The sequence below is a fragment of the Clostridium magnum DSM 2767 genome (genome assembly GCF_001623875.1).
Lineage (GTDB): Bacteria > Bacillota > Clostridia > Clostridiales > Clostridiaceae > Clostridium_AM > Clostridium_AM magnum.
Genome location: NZ_LWAE01000008.1, coordinates 80456 through 103662, shown reverse-complemented (window position 1 = coordinate 103662; position 23207 = coordinate 80456). Strand labels below are relative to the sequence as shown.

General features: G+C 30.8%; 16 protein-coding genes and 1 pseudogene. 4 read left to right on the top strand and 13 right to left on the bottom strand.

Going from position 1 to position 23207, the window contains the following annotated elements; all coding sequences use genetic code 11:
- Positions 1–17: 17 nt before the first annotated feature.
- From CLMAG_RS23995 to CLMAG_RS23960, 8 genes are all read right to left on the bottom strand, one after another.
- Positions 18–1124, bottom strand: coding sequence for a Ger(x)C family spore germination protein (locus CLMAG_RS23995; RefSeq protein ID WP_066628616.1), 1107 nt, complete (start codon positions 1122–1124; stop codon positions 18–20).
- On the bottom strand, positions 1102–2205 hold the full coding sequence (locus CLMAG_RS23990; RefSeq protein WP_066628615.1) for a GerAB/ArcD/ProY family transporter: 1104 nt from the start codon (positions 2203–2205) through the stop codon (positions 1102–1104). The genes CLMAG_RS23995 and CLMAG_RS23990 overlap by 23 nt, the downstream gene beginning before the upstream one ends.
- The gene (locus CLMAG_RS23985; RefSeq protein WP_066628614.1) at positions 2198–3691 is read right to left on the bottom strand and encodes a spore germination protein; all 1494 of its coding nucleotides are present in this window, start codon (positions 3689–3691) and stop codon (positions 2198–2200) included. The genes CLMAG_RS23990 and CLMAG_RS23985 overlap by 8 nt, the downstream gene beginning before the upstream one ends.
- 222 nt (positions 3692–3913) lie before the next feature.
- Positions 3914–6094 carry a transporter substrate-binding domain-containing diguanylate cyclase gene (locus CLMAG_RS23980; RefSeq protein WP_161487025.1) on the bottom strand — a complete coding sequence of 727 codons (2181 nt, stop codon included), beginning with the start codon at positions 6092–6094 and terminating at the stop codon, positions 3914–3916.
- A gap of 475 nt (positions 6095–6569) precedes the next feature.
- Entirely contained in the window at positions 6570–7802 is a 1233-nt protein-coding gene (locus CLMAG_RS23975; protein ID WP_066628608.1) for an NAD(P)-dependent malic enzyme, read from the bottom strand.
- A 22-nt stretch (positions 7803–7824) separates the two neighbouring features.
- Positions 7825–9507: a glutamine--tRNA ligase/YqeY domain fusion protein gene (locus CLMAG_RS23970; RefSeq protein WP_073393020.1), complete on the bottom strand. Its 1683-nt coding sequence runs from the start codon at positions 9505–9507 to the stop codon at positions 7825–7827.
- Positions 9508–10096: 589 nt separating this feature from the next.
- The gene (locus tag CLMAG_RS23965) at positions 10097–10597 is read right to left on the bottom strand and encodes a TspO/MBR family protein (protein ID WP_139264117.1); all 501 of its coding nucleotides are present in this window, start codon (positions 10595–10597) and stop codon (positions 10097–10099) included.
- A 247-nt stretch (positions 10598–10844) separates the two neighbouring features.
- Complete coding sequence (locus CLMAG_RS23960; protein ID WP_066628600.1) at positions 10845–12173, bottom strand: FAD-dependent oxidoreductase; 1329 nt, start codon at positions 12171–12173, stop codon at positions 10845–10847.
- A 325-nt stretch (positions 12174–12498) separates the two neighbouring features.
- Between CLMAG_RS23960 and CLMAG_RS23955 the strand changes: the two genes are divergently transcribed.
- Both CLMAG_RS23955 and CLMAG_RS23950 read left to right on the top strand, forming a co-directional pair.
- Entirely contained in the window at positions 12499–16599 is a 4101-nt protein-coding gene (locus tag CLMAG_RS23955) for an AAA domain-containing protein (protein ID WP_066628597.1), read from the top strand.
- A gap of 551 nt (positions 16600–17150) precedes the next feature.
- Complete coding sequence (locus CLMAG_RS23950; protein ID WP_066628594.1) at positions 17151–17891, top strand: protein kinase family protein; 741 nt, start codon at positions 17151–17153, stop codon at positions 17889–17891.
- Between the two features lie 34 nt (positions 17892–17925).
- Here CLMAG_RS23950 and CLMAG_RS23945 read toward each other — a convergent pair whose 3' ends face one another.
- The 4 genes from CLMAG_RS23945 to CLMAG_RS23930 all read right to left on the bottom strand — a co-directional run bounded on the left by CLMAG_RS23945 (position 17926) and on the right by CLMAG_RS23930 (position 20807).
- The gene (locus CLMAG_RS23945; RefSeq protein ID WP_066628591.1) at positions 17926–18837 is read right to left on the bottom strand and encodes a ribonuclease Z; all 912 of its coding nucleotides are present in this window, start codon (positions 18835–18837) and stop codon (positions 17926–17928) included.
- Positions 18838–18901: 64 nt separating this feature from the next.
- Positions 18902–19111 carry a hypothetical protein gene (locus CLMAG_RS23940; RefSeq protein WP_066628588.1) on the bottom strand — a complete coding sequence of 70 codons (210 nt, stop codon included), beginning with the start codon at positions 19109–19111 and terminating at the stop codon, positions 18902–18904.
- Between the two features lie 66 nt (positions 19112–19177).
- A complete protein-coding gene (locus CLMAG_RS23935; RefSeq protein WP_066628585.1) occupies positions 19178–20413 on the bottom strand; it encodes an MFS transporter in 1236 nt (411 codons plus the stop codon).
- 172 nt (positions 20414–20585) lie between these two features.
- Positions 20586–20807 (bottom strand): helix-turn-helix domain-containing protein, encoded by a 222-nt coding sequence (locus tag CLMAG_RS23930; RefSeq protein ID WP_066628584.1) that lies wholly within the window; start codon positions 20805–20807, stop codon positions 20586–20588.
- A gap of 194 nt (positions 20808–21001) precedes the next feature.
- Between CLMAG_RS23930 and CLMAG_RS33085 the strand changes: the two genes are divergently transcribed.
- Both CLMAG_RS33085 and CLMAG_RS23925 read left to right on the top strand, forming a co-directional pair.
- A complete protein-coding gene (locus CLMAG_RS33085; RefSeq protein ID WP_169809816.1) occupies positions 21002–21172 on the top strand; it encodes a hypothetical protein in 171 nt (56 codons plus the stop codon).
- A 228-nt stretch (positions 21173–21400) separates the two neighbouring features.
- A pseudogene (locus tag CLMAG_RS23925) lies at positions 21401–22386 on the top strand (biotin--[acetyl-CoA-carboxylase] ligase).
- A gap of 84 nt (positions 22387–22470) precedes the next feature.
- Here the strand turns inward: CLMAG_RS23925 and CLMAG_RS23920 are convergent.
- Positions 22471–23025 (bottom strand): biotin transporter BioY, encoded by a 555-nt coding sequence (locus CLMAG_RS23920; RefSeq protein ID WP_066628583.1) that lies wholly within the window; start codon positions 23023–23025, stop codon positions 22471–22473.
- Positions 23026–23207 lie beyond the last annotated feature (182 nt).

Here is a 23207-nt window from a genome sequence, read left to right as displayed (position 1 = left end):
AATGACCTAATTATTGACTAATATGTTCCTCTTCCTTCGTCTTTTACTGTAACCTTTACCTTTACTTCTATAATAGATTCACTTACAGTTTTGTTCCAATCTATCCCAGTTTGTCTTCCATACTTAGCTACAGCCACTCTTCCTAACCCAAAAATATCTGTTTTATATTCATAGTTAGCCTTATTAATATATTCCGTGCACATTTTTTTTACTAGATTCTCCATATCGCTAGTGAACTTTTTTAATGCTTTAGGATCTTTCAAAATACTAGGATCTAACTCATTAGATGCTATATTCCCATTTAAATCTAGATTTATTAAAAAGTTATATTTACCATCTGTTTTATAACATTTAACTTTTCTTTTGGATTGTGCATAAAAATTGACATAGTGTTTAGGATCCTTTTGTATGCTTAATATACCTTTTCCACCACTGAATTTTAAAAGATTTATTGCTCTAGCTTCCTGCATATTTGTTTTTCCAATCATTTTATCACCTCTAAATATTGCAAGACCGGTGATCTCAGGTCCATCCTCCTTTAATTCAACATAAGGAAGCACAGGATTCCTTCCTTCTGCATCTACTCTTACAATTAAATCCATCATATTAAATTGACCCGAAAAAAAATTATAATACCTTGAATTTTTTATCATACCCTCAATATACTCTGCAGAATTTGCGTAACCTTGAATTTTATATTTAAATAAATCCTCAGCTTTTCCCTTAAACACTACTGTTGGATTTCTATCACTAACTTGAGGATTATTAAGTAATATATCAATAATATTACGTATGCCATATTCAGCATATTTCTCACTTATTACATATAATTTTTCTACTCCTAATAAATATCTTTTATTAGCTTTTCTTTGACGATCATCTCTAGTACCTCCTATACTACTGCTCTGACCTGTAATAGTTTTACTCTTTATATCACCTGAAGGAGAAAATTCATATATAGGAATAGGAACTCTGTATTCCCCACTTTCCGAAAGGTCATAGCCTACTGCTATTGGAATTTCTAGGTTTTCTACCACTTCTCCCTTTGTACCTATAAAACTGTATCCAAAAATTATAGTTAGGATTATTATAAAAACAAACCTACGGTTGAAGTTTTTCTTCACATTTCTCACCTTTTCTTATAGTTATTAATAAAGCTATTATCCCCACATATATTACATTATAAAGTGAATATATTGGTATAATTTTATCTACAAAAGATCTCCTTATAGTCGGATTTTGGTATAAAGTCGATAAATAAAATATTAATGGATACATTAATAAAACAAAGGATTTTCTGCTTACACTTTTACTTATCTGATTTAAGCCAAAGGTAAATGTATAATAGGAATTAGATGAAAGTCTAAATATTATCAAAGTCCATAAACTCATAAATATGTATCTAAAACTATTGATAATAGGTATGGTTACAGCTTCTGTTACTGTAATTATAGGCCATAAAAATTTAGGTATAATATCAATTCCTAAATAGAATATAGCACTAAAGACGAACCATGTATAAATAATAGAAGTAATAACCGTACTGACTATACCACACTTTTTTATTTTCTTATTATCCTTAAAAAAAGGATAGATTAAAAGCAAAATTTCTACACCATTATAGGAAAGCATGGTTTCTTTTGTTGACTTTATTATATTTATAATTCCTGATCCAAATACAGGCATTATATTTAAAATACTTCCTTCCTTTAAAGCTGCAATAGGAATAAAGAAAACTATTAAGGTTGAATAAAATATCACTTCATTCATTCTCGCAACAGTTTTAATTCCTTTATATGCTACAAAAGCTGGAATCAAAAGCATTGTTATTAATATTTTTTGTCTGCTTAAAAAAGGAGTCATGTATATCATAAGCATGTTTGCGCCTCCGGCAGCTGCTTCTGTTAGTAGTAACAAAAAGAACATTAAAAATATTAAATTAAAAATAGTCCCTAAAAACTTGCCACAATACTTTTCGCTTAGTATTAATATGTTTTGCTCTGGAAATTTTTTATGCATATATTGTGCTAATAAAATAAAGTACATAGCATATACTGTACCTAATATACTGCTCATCCATCCATCTTGTTTTGCATCCTTAATTACACCAAGAGGCAGGGTTAACACTCCAATGCCAATCATACTTCCAACTAAGATTAAGGTCAGCTGACTAGGTGTTATATAGCTATCCTCATATTTATCCATTTTTCTTCCCCCTAAGCTTATTCTGCCAATTAGTTTGTTTTGTAGGGTTGTTATTAGGTATGGCCTCCGGTCTTTTATTCATGTTCCACATAGGTGCTCTTACAAAGGTATCTTTCATATCCCTTTGATAAAATGAGAAATAAGGTACTCCAAAGCTATCTAAAGAACAGAGGTAAGCTATAATAAAAAATATTACTATAACTACACCTAACATCCCTAACCAATTTGCCATAATTATAGCAGGATAATTTAAAAATCTTATGGAAAGAGACATTTCATAGTTAGGTATTAAAAAAGTTGCTGCAGTTGTTATTCCAACTACAAGCAATGTAGAAGAGCTTACTATTTTAGCTTTAAGTGCTGCATCACCTATAATAATACCGCCAACTACACTTAAGGTTTGACCTATCTTACCTGGAAGTCTAAGGCCCCCTTCCCTTAAAAATTCTATAACCAAATTCATAGATAACATAGACATAAAAGGGGTCAGTGCTAAGCCTTCTCTTGCTTCAATTAAAGATTGTATATAAGCTGAGGGTATTAATTCTGAATTAAATTTAATTATAGTTATATAAACACCTGGAAGAGTTAATACTAAAACAGCAGCTATATATCTTATCATTCTATTGAAACTCGCTACTAAAGTTCTATTGTAATAGTCCTCTACTGTTTCAAAAAATTCAACAAACATAGTAGGTAAAGTTAAAGCAAAAGGAGTTCCATCCAATAGTATAGCTATCTTTCCTTCCATTAAACCTGCCTGCACTCTATCAGGTCTTTCTGTATAAAAAATTTGAGGAAAGATACTATAGGTGTGCTCTTCTAAACACTGCTCAAGAATAGCATTTGACGATACATAGGATATATCTATATCTGTTATTTTATTTCGTATCTTTTTTAATAAATTTTTATCTACTATATCATCTATATACATAATAACTAAGTCAGTTTGAGATCTTCTGCCTACGGTGAAATTTTCTATAATGAAATTTTTATCCTTTATTCGTCTTCTAAGCATACTTATATTTGTTTCTAAACTTTCTATAAAGCCATCTCTAGGGCCTCTAGTTGAAGATTCATTTTCCGGATCTGTAACAGATCTATAGGATCCCTGTGCCGTGTCTATCATTATAAAATTGAAATATCCTTCAACTAAAACAACTGTTTTTCCTCTTTTAATACCTTCTACAGCTTTGTTTATATCTGTCTGGATTTCAGTGTTGCTCATAGCAATGTATTTCTTACATAAGTAGTCTCCTAATTCAGCTATTCCATTTAAATCTTCTTCTACATGAAGCATTAGATGAGTCAATATGTCTCTATCTATAATATCTTTATTAACCAATCCTGCTGTATAAACAATGGCAGCATTTTTGGGACTCTGTTTTCCTATAATAAAGTGTTTTTCAGCTAATTTGCTTTTGCCTCCTATTAAATTTTTAATCTGTTCTATAGCACATGCAATATTATTGTTTGAATCTGGCATATATATCACCTCATATGAGAATTTATCTCTTTACACAATCAACTTGTTCATGTTACTTAAAGATCAAGTTTAGAGACTCCAAAAGTTACTTCCTCTTATTCTTAAAATTATTTTCTCCTTTTTGTAGATATAAAATTCTAATAATTAGTACGTTATTTCTATAATTTCTCCTAATACAAAAACCCCTCAGTTTAGTTAAATAACTGAGGGGTTAATTAGAATCTACTTAGTTCTTTTTATAGAAATCATTCTCTGTCTGAGAACATATTTATATTTATTTTTATCTATGTACATTCTTTGATCTGCTATTTTAATTAGTTCATCAAAACTTTTTTCTGAAGAATATCTAATAGCATATCCATATGCAGCAGATGGAATTAGTATTTCATTTTCATCAAGGATAATTTTTCTTTCTTTAGTAATCTCCCTAATATCAGCTATTATCTTTATCACCTGCTTTTTATCAAGGCTTTTCAGAATTATGTGAAACTCATCTCCTCCCATTCTAAGGATTAAACTCTCTTTTGGACAGGTTTCCTTAAGTATATCTGCAAAAAGCTTCAATAATTCGTCTCCTACATGATGACCATATTTGTCATTGGCTATCTTTAAGTTATTCATATCCGCAACTATCACCGTTTGTGGATATTCTTTATCGTCTAAAGTCTCCTTAATTTTTCTATTAAAGAAGTTTCTATTATGTACATTAGTTAAAGTATCAATATAAAGAAAATGCTCCCTCTGCCTAAGCAATTCTGTTTCAGTTCTTTCTTTTATTAAATCTCTAATCAATTTTATTACACATAGGATTACAATAATTAGTAGGATAGCTAATGCTATTATTGTAAATATAAGCTTTTTATAATATTTCTCGCTATTCACATGTGGAACCTCTTCATAGCCTATCTTGCTTAATTGATCTATATCCATTAATGGAATAACCTTATCTATTATACTTGCTAGTTCTGGTTTATTTTTTGTGACACCGTAATATAAATATGAATCTGCACTAGTTATGCCTTTTTCCACTAAATCGTATAACTGCAGTTCTTCAGTATAGTACCTAACTACAGTTGGATTTTCTATGAGGTAATCAGCTTTTCCTTTATGTACCATGGTAAGGGATTCCTGTATATTGTTTGTCTCTATAATATTAACGTCAGTTAGATTTTTTTTAAGATACTCATAATGCCAGAAGCCTTTAATAACAGCAACTCTCTTTCCTTCTAAACCGAATATATCTCTTACGTCTCTGCTATCCTTTCTCCCCACAATTATATCTCTTTCTAAGCTGAAAGGCCGCGTATACCATGCATATTTCAACCTTTCATCAGTTTTGGCCATATTTAAAACATCTACTTCTCCTTTTGTAAGCTTCTCATATAAACTATCAAAATCTCCATAGTTACTTATAAACTTTACGCCAGTTTTTCTTGATATTTCCTTTATCATCTCTCCACTTATACCTTTATGTGTATTATTTTCATAGTAGTCAAAGGGTAGATAATCTTTAGTAACTCCCACAACTGCTTTACCATCTTTTTTTAGCCATTCTATCTCCTTATCTGTTAGATTCATTATTTTTATATTGTATTCTATTTCACTTTTATCAATTAGCTCTTGAAGTTTATTAGTGCTTGATAAGTATTTGATCTCTTTATCAAGTATACTAGCTAACAACTTATTCTCTTTCCTTGTGGAAAAGGTCATATCTGATGTTATATTATGGATCTTAAAGGCATAGGTTAACTCAGGGAACCTATAGATATAATCATAAACAACAGAGCCTCCAGGCATAATAAAAGCATCAACTTCATTGTTATTTAAAGCTGAGATTCCTTCTTCTTGAGAATAATATTTCTCTTGTTTATAGTTTATATTTTTATAAGTACTTGGCAGTACTTCTGATATAATATCTCCCTTCATAAAACCTACAGTCTTTTTATCAATATCACCTATAGTATGTATATTACTCTCCTTTTTAGCTACAATTACATAAGCATTCTTATTTATAGCACGGGTAAAACTCATGAACTTTTTTCTTTCTGTAGTTTCATTTGCTCCAAGAAGTATATCTACACTACCACTTTGTAGTCCTGAGTAAACTTCCCCCCATCCTTTAGAAGCTTCTATTTTTATATTTAATGCCAAATCTTTTTTCACAATTTCTAGTAGAGGAATTAAGTACCCTTTTTCTTCTCCTTTATACTTAAAATATTCAATTCCCGAATAAGGATCTATTCCCAATACGAAGTCACGATCTTTATTCTCACTTATCCACTGTTTTTCCTCATTGCTCAATTCTATTGGATTATCTATATTAATAGCAGCTGAAACTTTAAAAGAAATAATTGTTAAAAAAGTCAATAAACATGCACAAATCCTTAAAATATGTTTCAACACTACCACCCTCTCAAGTAAAATAATATCATGTCAAACTATTCTTAATAAATAAAGTTATATAATAGTATTTTACATTAGTTCTATATACTAAATAATAATATAAACTACCATTCTCTTCAACTAAAATAGCCTGTTATCGTAAATAAAAAATAAGGGCCTATAGTTAAAAACACTATAAACCCTTATTTTTTCATTTTATCCGATGACTACCCGCTCTAATACTCCCATCTTATTCAAAGTGGGAGTAAAGATCGGCTACATCCCTGGATTCGTTCAACTAAGAATCAGGTGGAGGTTAAATGCCTAGATGGCATTTAACGGGCAAAGCCATCTAGGTCGTAGACAAACTCCATCTGATTCAAGTTTCACTTCATAAACTTATATATTCATCAATCCGCTTATTATATAGGATTTAAGTTTCAAATAGTTAGCATATCCCTAGGTGTAAGCTAACTTTTGAGCCTAAAACCCTATATTAAAGTCCTAAAAGCTCTTTAGTATGTTTTTCTACCATTTCTGGAGTAACATCTGCTCTTCTAGCAACTCCTGTTTCAATAGCAGCTTTTGCTACATAATAAGCTACCTTTGGTGCTATTCTTAAATCAAAAGCATTAGGTATTACAAAGTCTTCTTTTAGTTCTTCTTCACTAACAAGTTCTGCTATTGCATAAGCTGCTGCTATCTTCATTTCATCATTTATTTCACTTGCACGAACATCTAGCGCTCCTCTGAATATTCCTGGGAATGCCAACACGTTGTTAACTTGATTCGGAAAATCTGATCTACCTGTACACACAACTCTAGCTCCAGCTTCTACAGCTAGGTTTGGAAGTATTTCTGGGTTTGGATTTGCCATTGCCATTATTATTGCATCCTTGTTCATGGACTTTACCATTTCTTGAGTCACACAATTAGCTGCAGACACTCCTAAGAATACATCTGCTCCCTTTATTACATCTGCAAGATCTCCCTGCTCAAGATTAGGGTTTGTCATTTGGGCTATTTCATCTTTATATTCGTTCATTCCAACTGTTCTGCCTTTATAAATAGCTCCTTTAGTGTCACAAAGAATTACATTCTTTGTTCCTATTTTTAATAAAAGCTTTGTAATAGCAATTCCTGCTGCTCCAGAACCATTAATAACAACCTTTAAATCTTCAAACTTCTTATTTGTTAGTTTTAAAGCATTTATTAAGCATGCTGCTGAAACTACCGCTGTTCCATGCTGATCATCGTGGAATATTGGAATACTACTTATTGCTTTTAATTTAGCCTCTATTTCAAAACATTCTGGAGCTTTTATATCTTCTAAATTTATTCCTCCAAAACTAGATTCCATAAGTTTTACAGTTTCAACTATTTTATTAACCTTGTTAGTCTCTATGCAGATTGGAAAAGCATCTACTCCAGCAAAAGCCTTAAATAGTACCGCCTTACCTTCCATTACTGGAAGTCCTGCTCCTGCTCCTATATCACCTAAGCCTAGTACTGCTGTACCATTTGTTACAACAGCTACCCAATTTCCTTTTGAAGTATAATCATATATGGTTTCATAATTTTTATTTATTTCTAAACATGGCTCTGCAACACCTGGAGTGTATGCCATTGTTAAATCCTCTTTATTTTTTACAGGGACTTTACAATGAAGGGCTATCTTACCTTCATTATCCTTATGAAATTTTAATGCTCTTTCTCTTAAGTTATCCATTATATATACCCTACCTCTTTTATTATTTATTAACTTTAAATGAACTCTTTAAAGATACTATTCTGTTAAACACTATTTTATCGTCATTAGTATATTTAGGGTCTACATTAAAATATCCCTGTCTAATGAACTGGAATTTGTCATGAGCTTTTGCATTTTTCATGCTTGGTTCTACAAATCCCTGAAGTACTTCTAATGAATTAGGATTAACTTGATCAAGGAAGGTTTTATCCTCATCAGTTTCTTCATTCAAAATCAAAGGTTCGTATAATCTAATTTCTGCAGGTACAGCATTCTTTGCATCAACCCAATGAATTGTTCCTTTAACCTTTCTTCCTGTAAAACCGCTTCCGCTCTTTGTTTCTGGATCATAAGTGCAGTGTAATTCTACTACATTGCCGTTTTGATCTTTAATAACCTCATTACACTTCACGAAATAAGCTTCTTTTAATCTTACTTCATTTCCCGGAAACAATCTAAAATATTTCTTTGGAGGATCTTCCATAAAATCCTCTGAATCAATATATATCTCTCTTGAAAATGGAATTTGACGATTTCCAAGCTCTAGAGCATCTTGATGATAAGGAACCTCAAGCATTTCAACTTGATTTTCCGGATAATTTGTTATTATGACTTTTATTGGTCTTAAAACTGCCATAACCTTTGGAGCTTTATGCTCTAAATCTTCTCTTACAAAGTGCTCTAACATTTGAGCATCTACTGTACTATTAGCCTTTGCTACCCCAATAGCTCTACAGAAATTTCTCATAGCCTCAGGGGTAAAGCCTTTTCTCCTTAAACCAGCTATAGTTGGCATACGAGGATCATCCCAACCATCAACAAAGTTTTCATCTACTAATTGTTTTAATTTTCTCTTACTCATAACAGTATTTGTTATGTTTAATCTAGCAAACTCAATTTGCTTTGGCTTGCTTTCCATCTCGCATTCTCTGATTACCCAGTCATATAATGGACGATGGTCTTCAAACTCTAATGTGCAAATAGAATGAGTGACTCCTTCAATTGCATCTTCAAGTGGATGGGCAAAATCATACATAGGATATATACACCACTTATCTCCTGTATTATGATGTGATGCATGAGCAATTCTATATATAGCTGGATCTCTCATAGTTATGTTTGGTGATGCCATATCAATTTTAGCTCTTAAAACCTTCTCACCATCTTTGAATTCACCTTTACGCATACGCTCAAATAAATCTAAATTTTCTTCTACTGTTCTATTTCTATAAGGACTTTCCTTACCTGGCTGTGTTAATGTTCCTCTATATTCTCTCATCTCTTCTGGTGTTAAATCATCTACATATGCCTTACCATTTTTAATTAATAGTACAGCACGATTATACATTTCTTCAAAATAATTTGATGCAAAATGTAGTTCCTCCCAATCAAAACCTAACCATTCAACATCTTCTTTAATGGATTCAACATATTCTGTATCTTCCTTAGTTGGATTTGTATCATCAAAACGTAGATTAGTTCTACCTTTAAATTCATCAGCTAATTCAAAATTTAAAACAATTGATTTTGCATGACCAATATGTAAATAGCCATTTGGCTCTGGTGGGAAACGAGTTATTATTTCTTTATAGTTTCCTGATTCTAAATCTTCTATTACAATATTCTTTATAAAATTTGATGAAGTAATTTTATTCTCCATTTTTTCTCCCTTCTCTTTTATCATATACTATATATAATTACAACGAATTTAATATATCATAAAAATACATTATTTTCTATCAATTATAGATAATTTTATTACTTTTTCTATTATTAGTATATCTATATTGTACATATTTGATTCTAATTGAAAATCTAAAATTCTGCAATACTTTAATCATTTTCCGTCATAATATAACAATATCAAAGGTCCTTCTCCATGGATATTTGTCCATTTAAAATATAAATTATACACACTACAATTATTAATTTTATTGTATATAATTTATTTGCATGGGTAAACTTAATCTTGGTTGCTATAATAAAATTCCTTTTATTCAAGGTTTGGAATTTCTGTGTTACTAAAACCCAGTTATTCTAAACCTTAAAATTTATGAAGTGTAAACTTGAATCAGGTGGGGTTTCAACCCCCACCTAATTCTTAGTTGAACGAATCCAGGGGCGTAGCCGCTCTAATACTCCCACTTTGGAGAAGATGGGAGTATTAGAGCGGGTAGCCCTCGGATAAATACCTCTTCTAATCTTAGTATTATATACAAAATCCGGATATTTTAAACATGCAAAAGAAGCTGGCAATAACCAACTTCACCAACTCACATTTCATTTAACATCCATATTGTATAATTTAAAACCCCTGCAAAGGATACCCAAATAATATAAGGTATCATTAAAATACCTGCTGTCTTATCAATTTTATAAAATTTAAATGTAGTTAGAAGAATAAAAATCAGCATTAATAACAATTCTATAAAGGCTAATCCATAGAGTTTAAATCTAAAAAAAATAACTGTCCACATAAGATTTAAGCCTAACTGGATAAAATAATATTTCATTGCCCTTCTTATATCTTTACCACCCTTCCCATTTAGCCATATTCTATAAAACGCAATAGCCATGAAAAGATATAATATAGACCACACAATAGGAAACACCCATCCCGGAGGAGAAAATGATGGTTTTATAAGATTATCATACAATCCTCTATTAGACATAGCTAAATAACCTGACAAAAACCCTAATGCTTCAGTTAAAATAATAATAAGAAAAAGGGCTCCTAACTTTTTCTTATCTCCCACCTTAAATAAATTTATCACATTATAACTCCTTTCATTTATTCATCTGATAATTACCCACCCTAATACTCCCATCTGATTCAAGTTTCACTCCATAATATTATAATGCTGTAAACCATTTATTTATGTATTATTTTTTTATATTTCCAGACAAAAAATAAACCTGCTTTAGGCTGGCATAGTAGTTGAATAATAACTAAAAAATATATAGACATCAGTATCTCTACTGATGCCTACATAATTCATCATTTAAAATACAATTAAAATTTTATTCAGCATTTAATCCTGCTAAATTTAATAAATTCCAAGGCTTATTGTAATGTGGTTGGAAGAAGAAATCAACAAATGCTAATTCATCTATAGTCATCTTATTTTGTATACATACAGACATAGTATTAATAGATTGTGTCAAATCTGCTTTTGAAATAATTTGGGCACCTAAAATTATTTTAGATTCTTCTTCATATACCAATTTTAATTTTGCTGTATCATAAGTAGGCATAAATTCCGGACGGTAATTATCTTCAACGGTCACTGTCTTAACCTTAATTTCTGCTGCCTTTGCTGTAACTTCTGTTAGTCCTGTGGAAGCTATATTGTAATCATAAATTTTAATTCCTGAGGTTCCTTGAGTTCCCATGGATCTAGTTGTTGGTTTTACTAAATTCCTAGCAATTAGTGTTCCCATGCGAACTGCATTAGTAGCTAGTGGTATATACTGATGTTTTCCTGTAGGATTATACATTACAGCACAACTATCTCCTGCTGCAAATACTCCTTCTTTATTTGTGCGCATATATTCATCTACCAATATAGCACCGTTAGGCAACATATCAACTTGACCTTTAAATAATTCTGTATTTGGTTTAAATCCAATACATAATATTACTAAATCAGCTTCATATTCACCTTTATTTGTGATTACTTTAGAAACCTTTCCATCTGTTCCTTCAAATTTAGTAACAAGTTCTCCTAAAGATAACTTTATGAAATGATCTCTAAAGGCCTTTTCTGCAGTTTCAGTAAATTCTTTATCTAAGTATTTACTCAAAATACGTTCTTCTGCATCAATTAGAGTTACATTCTTGCCATTTGTTTGAAATGCTTCTACAAGCTCAACACCTATATAGCCAGCACCAACTACTACTATATTTTTAGCTTTTTTCGCCTTTTCAATTATAGTATTTGAATGATAAAAATTCTTGGATAGTAGTATATTTTCTAGATTGATTCCTTCAATTTTAGGAACTATTGGCCATGAGCCTGTTGTTATTATGAGTTTATCAAAGCAGTCCTCAAATTCTTCATTTGTCTTTAGATTTTTAACCTTAAGTTTTTTTTCTTCTAAATTTGTTTCTAATACATCATGACACATTTTAGTGGTTACTCCTAGTGATGCTAATTGCTCTGGAGAAGAATAAAATAGACCTTTAGGATCTTTTACAATTCCGCCAACATATAATGCAATACCACAGGATAAGAAGGATATATTATCATTTCTCTCATATACAGTTATTTTAGCATTTGGGTACAACTTAGCTATATTAACTATTGCTGCTGTTCCAGCATGTGTACAACCTATAACAGCTACTCTCATCATAACACTCCCTTTATGAATAATTATTATTATTAAATATAATTAATTTAACAATAATATCTTTTACTTTATAAATTAATTATATTCTATTTTGGATTCTATTTCAAGTTTCAATTCATAAATATTTTTTCAATGACATAATGGAATAATATTGAAATTAAGGATTATAATTTCAATATTTCCCTTTCCTATAATAAGCATATTTATGTTATAATAAAATGATACTCTATTTATTGAATTTTTACCCAATCTTACTACATAAATATAAGTTTCACATGAAGTGAAACTTAGTTAAACGAATCCAGGGACGTAGGAGGTTTTTATATTGGATACCAGAGACAAAATTAAAAATATATTTTTATACTTACTTAGTATAAAAAATATGGACAAAAAAATTATAAGAGATGTTAATAAGTACACAAGAGTTATTTGGGAAGCAGATTTATATAATAAAAAAGGCTGTACATTAAATAAAAAAGAAGATGAGAACTGGCTTGAAATAGGAAAAGAACATAAAGATCTTTACAATACTCTTTTCAAAATATACTCTGATTTAGAAAAGAATAGCGAAGACTTAGAAATAGTATGGGGACATGGCCTTTTAAGCTGGAAAATAAATGATGAAAAAATACTTCATCCTATGTTCACAACAAAAATGTCATTAAATTTTAACGCTGAGCAAGGCATATTTATACTCACTCCTTACAACAATATAACAAACTTAGAATTAGGGGTATTAGAAGGTTTAGATCTGCCTAATTTACATAAAATAATAGACATAAATATAGATGTTAAAAATCACGGAATAGATGCACGGAATTTTGAGGATATAGAGACCTTATTAGTTGAACTACTAAATTGTTTAAATACTGATTTTTTACAGGAACTAAAAAAGGACCCTGTTACTTTCACAGATATAACAATTGAAGACAAGCCAACTTTTTATAATGCTCCTTGCATAATTTTAAGAAATATAGATACTAGACTTTGGGATTTAGAATTAAAAGATATTTTAAATTATATAGATGAAGGAAGACCTCTTCCTGAAACTATTGAGGCTTTAGTAAAAGAAACAAACTCTGTGGCTATCAAAGAAAGCTATAGAGAATGGCAATATATAGGAAAAGATATACTATTTCCTCTTCCTGCTAATGAAGAGCAAGAAGAAATTACTAAAAGACTTGCAAATAATTTTGGTGTAGTTGTCCAAGGTCCACCAGGAACTGGCAAAAGTCATACTATAGTTAATTTGATATGTCACTTAATGGCTCACGGCAAAAGAGTTTTAGTTACAAGTCAAACTGATAAGGCATTAAAGGTGCTGTCAAATAAGATACCATATGAAATAAAATCTTTATGCATAAGCCTTTTAGGAAATGATACTAAGGCTTTGAAGGAACTGGATGAGGCAGTAAGAAAAATAACTGAAAATTTATCTATAGACCCAAACACCCTTCTAAAGGAAGTTGCACCTCTTGAAGAGGATTTAAAAAAGTGCAGAGAAAATATAAATCATCTTAAGCATGATTTAAAAGAAGCTGAGTCTTTTGAAAATAAAACTGTAAACTATAAAAATGAAACATTTACTCTTACTGAACTTGCAAAATGGTCTAGAGACAATAAAAACATATATTCATGGATAGATGACAATATTCAACTTAAAACAAGATGTCCTTTGAATGAAGAAGAATTCGATGCTCTAATTAAACTTATAAAAGAAAATAAGAAAGAAGATATAGATAAATTAAACAAACTAAAGGATTTATTGTATAAAATCCCTTCATATGAAGATATGTCATTAAAGCTTGATAGAATAAGCTTTTTAGAACAGAATATGCCTAAATATAAAGATAGTATCGATCGTTGGGAAATTAAATCTGTTGATAGCAATATTGACGAACTTTTAAAGCTAGTTATAAAAGCTCAAGAAAAAATCGAACAAATAGATAATAGCTGGCTGAAGGCAGTTATGAAATCCTATTATAATAATGAGGCTTCTAGAGAATTTTGGCAGGACATAATATTAAACTTAAATAATTATGTAAGACAAATAAGTATTATAAAACAAATTGTAAATTCTCATAGCGTTAAAATTCCTAGCAGCATAGATATTGATAAACTTCAAAGTGATTTTGAAATACTAAATAAACATATCCAATCTAAAGGTAAGCTTAGTTCTATGTTTAAAGTATTTCACAGCAACTTAAACTATATCTTAGCTGATTGTGAAGTTGATTATAGACCTATAAGTACTAAAGAACAATGTGATATTTTTGCTAAGTATATAGAAAAAGATATTCTAGAAAGAAGTCTAAGAACTCTTTGGAATAATACTGTAAAAGAATTTGGCGGGAAGCTTGTAACAAATTCGGATAGCAACCTGTTAAATACAATAGCTGAAAATGCTATAGAAATAGAATCCATAATTAACTGGGAAGAAGAATATGTGAATCCTATACTTAAGTTATTAGGTGACACAAAAACCCCAATAGAATTAAACTTATATAATAAACAATCCTATGACTATCTTATAAAAGGATTGAAATCTTTACAATGTATAAAAGAATATGAAGAATTAAATAAATATATGGAAACTACAAGAAAACTATTTCTTAAGAATGATTATTTAGCTGAGGCCGCTGATTGGATAGCTGAATACGATAAAACAAAAATAAGAAAACTCTATGATCAATTGTGGAAGCTTAGAGAATTAAAAGATAAGGGTGAGCAAATAAATAAATTTTTAGTAAAATTAAAGGAGACTTGTCCGAGTTTTACTAAAAAGCTATTAAACGAGTGGAACAATAACTCCTTAAAAGACTATTATAAAAATTGGGATAATGCATGGAAGTGGAGAGCTGCTACATCTCTTCTAAATGAAGTATATAAATTAAAGCCTGAGCAAATTGAAAAAGATATTGAAGCTGAAAAGTTAAGAGAAAAGTCTCTCATAAAGGAAATAGTATCTAAAAAAACTTGGTATAATCAAATAATTCGTACCTCCGAATCCCAAAAGAGAAGTCTCTTCACTTGGATGGAATCTATAAAGAGAATCGGAAAAGGTACTGGTAAGCAGGCTGCTAAATACAGAAAGCTAGCCCAAAGAGAAATGGAAAATTGTAAAGGTGTTATTCCCGTTTGGATTATGCCATTAAATAAAGTTATTGAAACCATAAAGCTTCATAATGATTTATTTGATGTAGTTATTATGGATGAAAGTAGTCAAAGCGACATTTCTGCAATAACTGCACTGCTGAGGGGTAAAAGAGCTGTTATTGTTGGTGACGAATGTCAGATAAGCCCCGAAGCTATCGGAAAAGATAATGAGATGGTAGAGAATCTTATTGGTAGATATTTAAAGGATGTACCTCATGCAGAATGGTTTGATTTGAAAACAAGTCTCTATCATACTGCTTTAAGAGTATTCCCAAGCAGATTAGTACTTAAAGAACACTTTAGATGTGCTCCGGAGATAATAGGCTTTAGTAATGATTTATGTTATTCTAGAGAAATTATTCCTTTAAGATGTCCTGAAAAAGCAGATACCTTTATGCCTACTGTCTGTGCAGTAAAGATTGAAGATGGCTTTAAGGATGCTTCTAAAAATATTAATGAGAAGGAAGCTGAAGCTTTAGTAAATAAGATTGTTCAATGCTGCAGAGATAGTAATTATGACGGTATGACTATGGGTGTTATATCTCTACTGGGAGAAGCTCAAAGTGATCTTATAGAGAATATGCTTAAAGAGAAGTTAGGCATAGAAGAAATGATAGAAAGAAAAATAATTTGTGGTGATGCTTACTCCTTCCAGGGTGATGAAAGAGATATTATTTTCCTATCCTTGGTTATTGCAAATAACGCTAAATTTACTGCCTTAACTAAAGAATCTGATATAAGGAGATTTAATGTTGCTGCAAGCCGTGCTAGAAATCAAATGTTCTTATTCCATTCCGTTGAATTAGAGAGTTTAAACTCTAAGTGTGTAAGAGCATCACTATTATCATACTGCTTGAACAATGAAAATAAATCTGTGATTTATGAGGAAGGTAATAATATACTAGCTTCTGGCTTTAAAAAAGATATTTATAACGAATTAAATCGCAAAGGCTACACAGTTAAGACAGATGTAAAAGTTGGGAAGTATAAAATAGACTTCGTTATTGAGGGCTCCGACATGAGGCTTGCTGTAGATTGTTGCTGCGAAGAAACTGCCTTCTCATTAAACTGGGAAGAAAATCATAACAGACGTATGACTTTACAAAGAGTAGGATGGAATTTCTTTATAATAAGGGAAAGCCAATTCTATTATCAACCGGAGGAGACTATGTCTAGCCTCTATGAGGAATTAAAAAACATAGGAATAAAGTCAAAATTTTATGAAATAGATAATTTAACTGAAGAAGAAGCTGCTTGTGATCTAGAATAGGAAAAGTCTATGAAAAATTAAAGACACGCCTTGCAATCAGTTGAAACTTAAATTAGATGGGGGTTAAATGCTATTTATGCATTTAACCCCCACCTAATTCTTAGTTGAACCAGCTCAACAATATATTCGCTATTTAAATATTCAGACACATACTATTACTAGTTCCCTTTATTGTCAATTGATAATAAAAACCTTCAAATTAAATTTAGAATATTTCATTTACTTTTCTCCACTTATAAGATATTCTTATATAAGATTATGTTTTATCACTTGATAATGCATGTCCAAAAGTTGACAAAACTTGTAAGGAGGATTTGTATGGGACTTTTTTCTGTTTTTTCAAGAAGCTCAAGTAAGGGACATTATCGCAGTAGTAATCATGGCAGTGGTTATTATAAAAGAGGTCATAAATCAAGTTTTGGGTTTTTCGACTCAATAATTCGCAAATTATTTTCTGGAAAACGATATTCTCACTCCTCTTCTAACTATCGCCACTCTTCCCACTATAATAAAGAACATTACCATTCCCACCATAAAAAGCATTATAGTTCATGGTCATAAAACTATTTAATAGAGATACAGTATATTCACCAAACCAACAACTTTATGGATATACTGTATTAAAAGTAATTGGTGAAGGCCGGTATGGTATTTGCTATTTAGTATTTAAAGATAATAAGCACTTTATTCTTAAGCAATTAAAACGAAGAATTCTTGAAAAGACTAGACAGAAAATTAACTTTGAAGCGGAAATACTAAGTGTAACACAGCATGAATCTATTCCTAAATTTATAAAAAAAATTGGAAATAAAGATTTTTTTGGTTATATTTTGGAATTTAAGGCTGGTAAAACTTTTGAAGAAATAATCTTTGAGGACAATTATATTTTTAAAAGAAAAGAAATTTATAGTATAGCTATAAAACTAATCAATATTTTAAAATATCTACATGGTATCAATGTTGTTCACAGAGATATAAGAGTGCCTAATATTTTATATAACAATGGTAATCTTTATCTATTGGATTTTGGTTTAGCCCGGTGGGTCGATAACAAAAAATATACCGCTGATGTAGATTTTTCCTATATAGGGGATTTTCTATTACACTTATATTATACCTCCTTTGAAACTAAGTCTATTATAGGGAAGCCTTGGTATAAAGAATTAGATTTATCTGCAAAAGAATCCTTGTTTTTAAAGAGACTAATGGGAATAAACAAAAGATATGGTAATATAATTGAAGTGGAAGAGGATTTGTTATCCTTATCTATAGATATCCAGTCCGAAAGTTAAGTTTCAATCTGGATATCTATATTAAATAATAATCTCAGTCTATAAAATTCAAACTCTTAGTGAGTCTGTCTTCACCAATTACAGTATTTTTGAATATATCCTTTGCATTTTCTAAATAGTCTTCTGGAACTGATAAAGAAGGACTAAAATGGGTAAGCCAAAGCTCCCTGACCTGCCCCTCTTTTGCTAAGGTGGCTGCTTCAGAAAATAGCATATGTCTGTTTTCTAATGCCTTAGATAAGCTTTCATTATCTCCGTACATTCCTTCACATATAAAAAGGTCTGAACTCCTTACAAATTCTTTTAATTCCTGGATTGGTCTGGTGTCAGTACAATAAGAGACTTTTAACCCTCTTCTCTCATCACCTAAAACCATATCCGGGGTAATCCATCGTCCTTCATGCTCTATCTCTTCTCCCTTTTGTAGCCTATTCCAATACGTAACTGGTATACCATTTTCCAGTGCCCTGTCTTTATCAAATTTTCTACTTCTAGATACCTCTATTGAATATGCTAAGCAAGGAATTGTGTGTTCCACAGATATTATATTTATATTAAATTCTCCTATCTTGTGAGAAGCTTTCCCTTGACCTTTTAACTCTAACAAATCTATTTTGTAAGGAAGTACTGGCGCTATAACTCTAAGCCCATTAACAACCTGCCATAATCCTTCTGGACCTATTATCGTAAGAGGTTCAATTCTACCTGAATTAGCTATTGTTAAAAGGAGACCTGGAAGTCCTGCTATATGATCTGCATGGAAATGGGTAAATAGTATACCCTCTATACTCTTCATTCCCCATCCTAGCATTTTTAAGCTCACTTGAGTTCCTTCACCACAGTCTATGAGGACTTTTTTTCCATTATATGAAGCAAACATAGAAGTAAGGGATCTATTTGGTACAGGCATACTGCCTCCACATCCTAGTAAACAGATATCTAACATAGTGACTTCCTTCTTTCAATTATATTTTGTCCGATGACTACACGCTCTAGCACTCCCATCTGATTCAAGTTTCACTTTCATAATCATCCTTTAGCATGCTGCAGGCATTTGCCTCTATTTTATAACCATCAATAGTACAGTTTCCATCTTCATCTTCTATTATATTCGAAGATTCAATCTCATTTTTTGTTATTTCTTCTCCAGTTTTAACTAAATAATTTTTTGATAAATCTTCAAAAGATATTTGTTCAACTTTTTGATCCTTTTCACTCATAAGACTCACCTCTTTCTACTAATAGACTTTCCATCAAAAGAGGTTTTATGCTTTCATATAAAATTTCTAATCAACTTTTATTTTCATAGTTAAAAATAGGTTTATTAATGCTATGAAAGCTGCCACAAGAAAAACGTATTTATACCCCATAGTCAACCACAATATCCCTCCTAGGAAGGGTATTGTCATAGCTATAACGTGATCAAAGCTTGTACCTGCAGATAACGTAGGGGTAACATCCTCTGGATCAACAGCTATCTTTTTAACATAAGTTGATCTAGCCATCTCTACAACACTCATAGAATTATCAATTATATAGCATGCTGAAATAATAACAATAGCAACTCCTGTTGGAGCTATATCCGCAGCAAAGGAATAACCTAAACATATTACTATAAGAACAATAGCTTCAAGAGAAAGAACAAATCTTTCACCCTTTATGTCAATAGCATTACCTACTATAGTCCTTGTAAATATACTTAATAAAGAAACTATAAGCCCTAATATAGCAAAAGTAGGTGGGTCAACGTGATATATCTGTATGAGTACCCATGGTGCAAAGGTTAGGAAAATCTGCTTTCTTGCCCCGTTAATTACACTAAGAATATAATATAGAGTATATTTTTTTCTAAATACAAATTTTACTTTCTTTACTTCTGGCTTTCTAGGATTCATCAATCCTAAAAAAACAGCTGCAAAAACATAAGATACGGCAGCTATTATAAATACTATTTTATATGTAAGCCTAAAGTATTTGAAACCAACACCTACTATTGCATATCCTATAATAGTTGCTATTAGATTATATGCATTATACCTGCCAAGACGAGCACCAAAATTTTCTTTCTTAGATAAAGTCATTCCTATCCCAGCAGATAAAGGCATAAAAATGTGGGTACCAAGACTTAGTACCATCATCCATATCAGCATACTGCTAAATGTGGGAGAGAATATACCGAGTCCCACCATTCCTAATGCTGCAAGTAACATTGCTACTATTGACATTCTTATATCACCGAGGAATGAAATTATGGCTAAAATTACTACGATGAGCGCTCCAGGAAGTTCACGAGGAAATTCTACGATTCCTCTAGCTGAGGCTGATAGATTATAGACATCGTTTAAAAAATTATTGAATACTGTTGAATTTATACCACTGGCTACTCCTGCAAATAGTCCAACAATTAGAAATAATGAAAAGTCCCTATCAGTTTTAAAACTTCTCCACAATTTCCCTAATGGCCTATTCATCTTTTTTCCACTAACTGTGTCATAATTATTATTTACTACTTTGGGTTCCATATACTACTACATCTCCCTTCATTTACATACATTTAAGTATATATTATAAGAAAATACAAATCAATTGATGATTAAGTAAAAAATAATCATAAACAAAAAACTACAACTTTATTTAGCTGTAGTTTTTTCATATAACTATCTATTTTCATGTTAAAATTATTATTAATTTATCTTAGGCACTTAATATAAGATCGTCCACTCTACATCTTAAAACCTTTGCTAGAACGACTACCTTTTGAAAACTCGGATTACTCTTATCTCCTCTTTCTAGCTCCTCTAAGTAAGACTTAGAAATTGAAGTTTCAAATATCGGGTCTTTCGTGAGATTCTGAATATCCAGGGTTGTATACCCTAAACTCAATCTTATCTCTCGAATTTTTTTACCGTTTAACATAAGAAAACCCCCTATTCACTTATAAGTTCCTTAAATCTATTATAACTTCTTTTTACTAAAAATTATAGACTTTTTAAATAATTCAACAATAATTTTAAATTTTCTGAATAAATTTAACATAAATTTAAAGAATATATTTATCTTTTATAGGACAAATTATTACTGTGTATTTATTTTATACGGAGGTGCTTATAATGCATAATAATAAAAATCTTGTAAGATCTGAACGTCATTCTAATGCAGATCTTAGAAAAATGTATCCGCAGGATGGCGGCGATATTGGAATTGAAAATGGCGAAAAACTCGGTTCTCATTCAAACGGAAAGAAATTTACCAAACGTTCAAAGCTTTCTCATAACGTATAGTTTTATAATAAAAGGATGTGCTAAAAGCATGTCCTTCGTTTTTTATCCCGTGACTCCTTCCACTAATATCTTTATTACTTTTAATTTTCACTTCATTTGTAAGTACACAATTTTTTATTTTGTAGTATAATGTATTAGATGAAACTGAAAAATTCTAGTGTTCTGTTTTTGTATAATATCGGAATTTAGTATCAGTTAGTTATCGGATAACATTAAGAGGTGAAATTCATGAAAGAAAAAATTCTTCATTTACTAAAGGAAAACGAAAAAAACTTTATATCAGGGCAAGGAATTAGTGAAAACTTAGGGGTAAGTCGTACTGCTATATGGAAGTATATAAATGTACTTAAAGAAGATGGCTATGAGATAGAATCTGTGTCAAAAAAAGGTTATAGATTAATCTCCTCTCCGGATTTACTTTCCTTTGAGGAACTAAGTGAAAATTTGCATACAAAATACATAGGCAAAAACATAATGTATTTTCAAACAATCGATTCTACAAATAATAAGGCAAAAGAATTAGCACTAGATGGTTACCCTAATGGTACTATAATCATAAGCGAAGAACAAACCTTAGGTCGAGGAAGACTTGGTCGTAATTTTGTATCTCCTAAACATAAAGGAATATGGTTGTCAATAATTTTAAGACCTGATATAAATCCTATGAATGTACCCAAAGTAACACAAATAGGTGCGGCTGCTGTAATAAAAACCCTTGATGAGTTAGATATAAAGGCCCATGTAAAATGGCCTAATGATATCGTTCTTAACAATAAAAAAATATGCGGGATTTTAACCGAAATGAGTGGGGAATTAAATAAAGTAAATTATGTTGTTATGGGTATTGGAATAAACGTGAATATAGATGTAGAAGAGCTACCCAAAGAATTAAGAGATACTGCAACCTCTATAAGTTATGAGGTAGGCAGATATATAAAAGAAAAGAGCTTGTCAGTAATTTATTAAATAATTTTGAGATTTTGTATGATGAATTTGAAAAAAATGAATCTATAAACACTTCTGTACGTATTTGCAAAGAAAGTTCTATTCTAATCGGTAAAGAAGTTAGAATAATTAACAGAGGAAAGGAATCTATTGGTAAAGCTATAGATCTAAATGATGAAGGTGAGTTACTAGTTCAATTTAGCGATGGAAGAGTGGAAAAGATAATTTCCGGAGAAATTTCAGTCAGAGGCCTAAATGGTTATGTTTAGATATTGAATGTAACTATGTTAAATACAAAAGAAGACTTTAGGTGAATAATAATTCTACTAAAGTCTTCTTTTGTATTCAGCATATTAATTTAAAGCTACTTTTCTCACAATAGGAACCACCTTAACACTAAGAGCTGCGGTAACTATACACTTGGCTATGTCTCCAGGAATAAACAACAACATACCAGTTTTTAAAGCTCCCATAACTGTTATTTTTGCTCCCACTACATATTTTAATACTATATATAGGTAAGGAACACCTATAATATAAACTATAGCAATTCCAACTAATGAAGCTATAAAAAGTCTTACATAACTTGGCTTTTCAACTTTTTCAGCTATCTTTCCAATAACATAAGCGCTTACAATATATCCTATAAGATATCCAAAGGTAGGCTTGAATATATAAGAAATCCCGCCACCTGAAGTAAATACAGGAATTCCCATAAGTCCTAGTGCTACATAAACTAATTGAGAAAGTGCTCCTAATCTCGATCCAAGCATAATTCCTGCTAAAGCTGTAAATAGAAACTGAAGTGTTATCGGAGCCGGTCCTACAGGAATTTTTATAAATGCTCCTATGGCAGTTAACGCTGTAAACATTGCTACTAAAATCATATCTCGTGTTTTTAATTTCATAAGTAGTATCCTCCAATATGTATTATTGTAAACTCAATATCCCAATTAGGTTTACAATAATAATACTATATAAAAACCCCATTGTCAACTTTTTCGATCTATTTCAATAACAATAAAATTAGCCACTTAGTATAATTTAGCGAAAATGATTGATACTATAATAATTTTAATTACTTTAACCT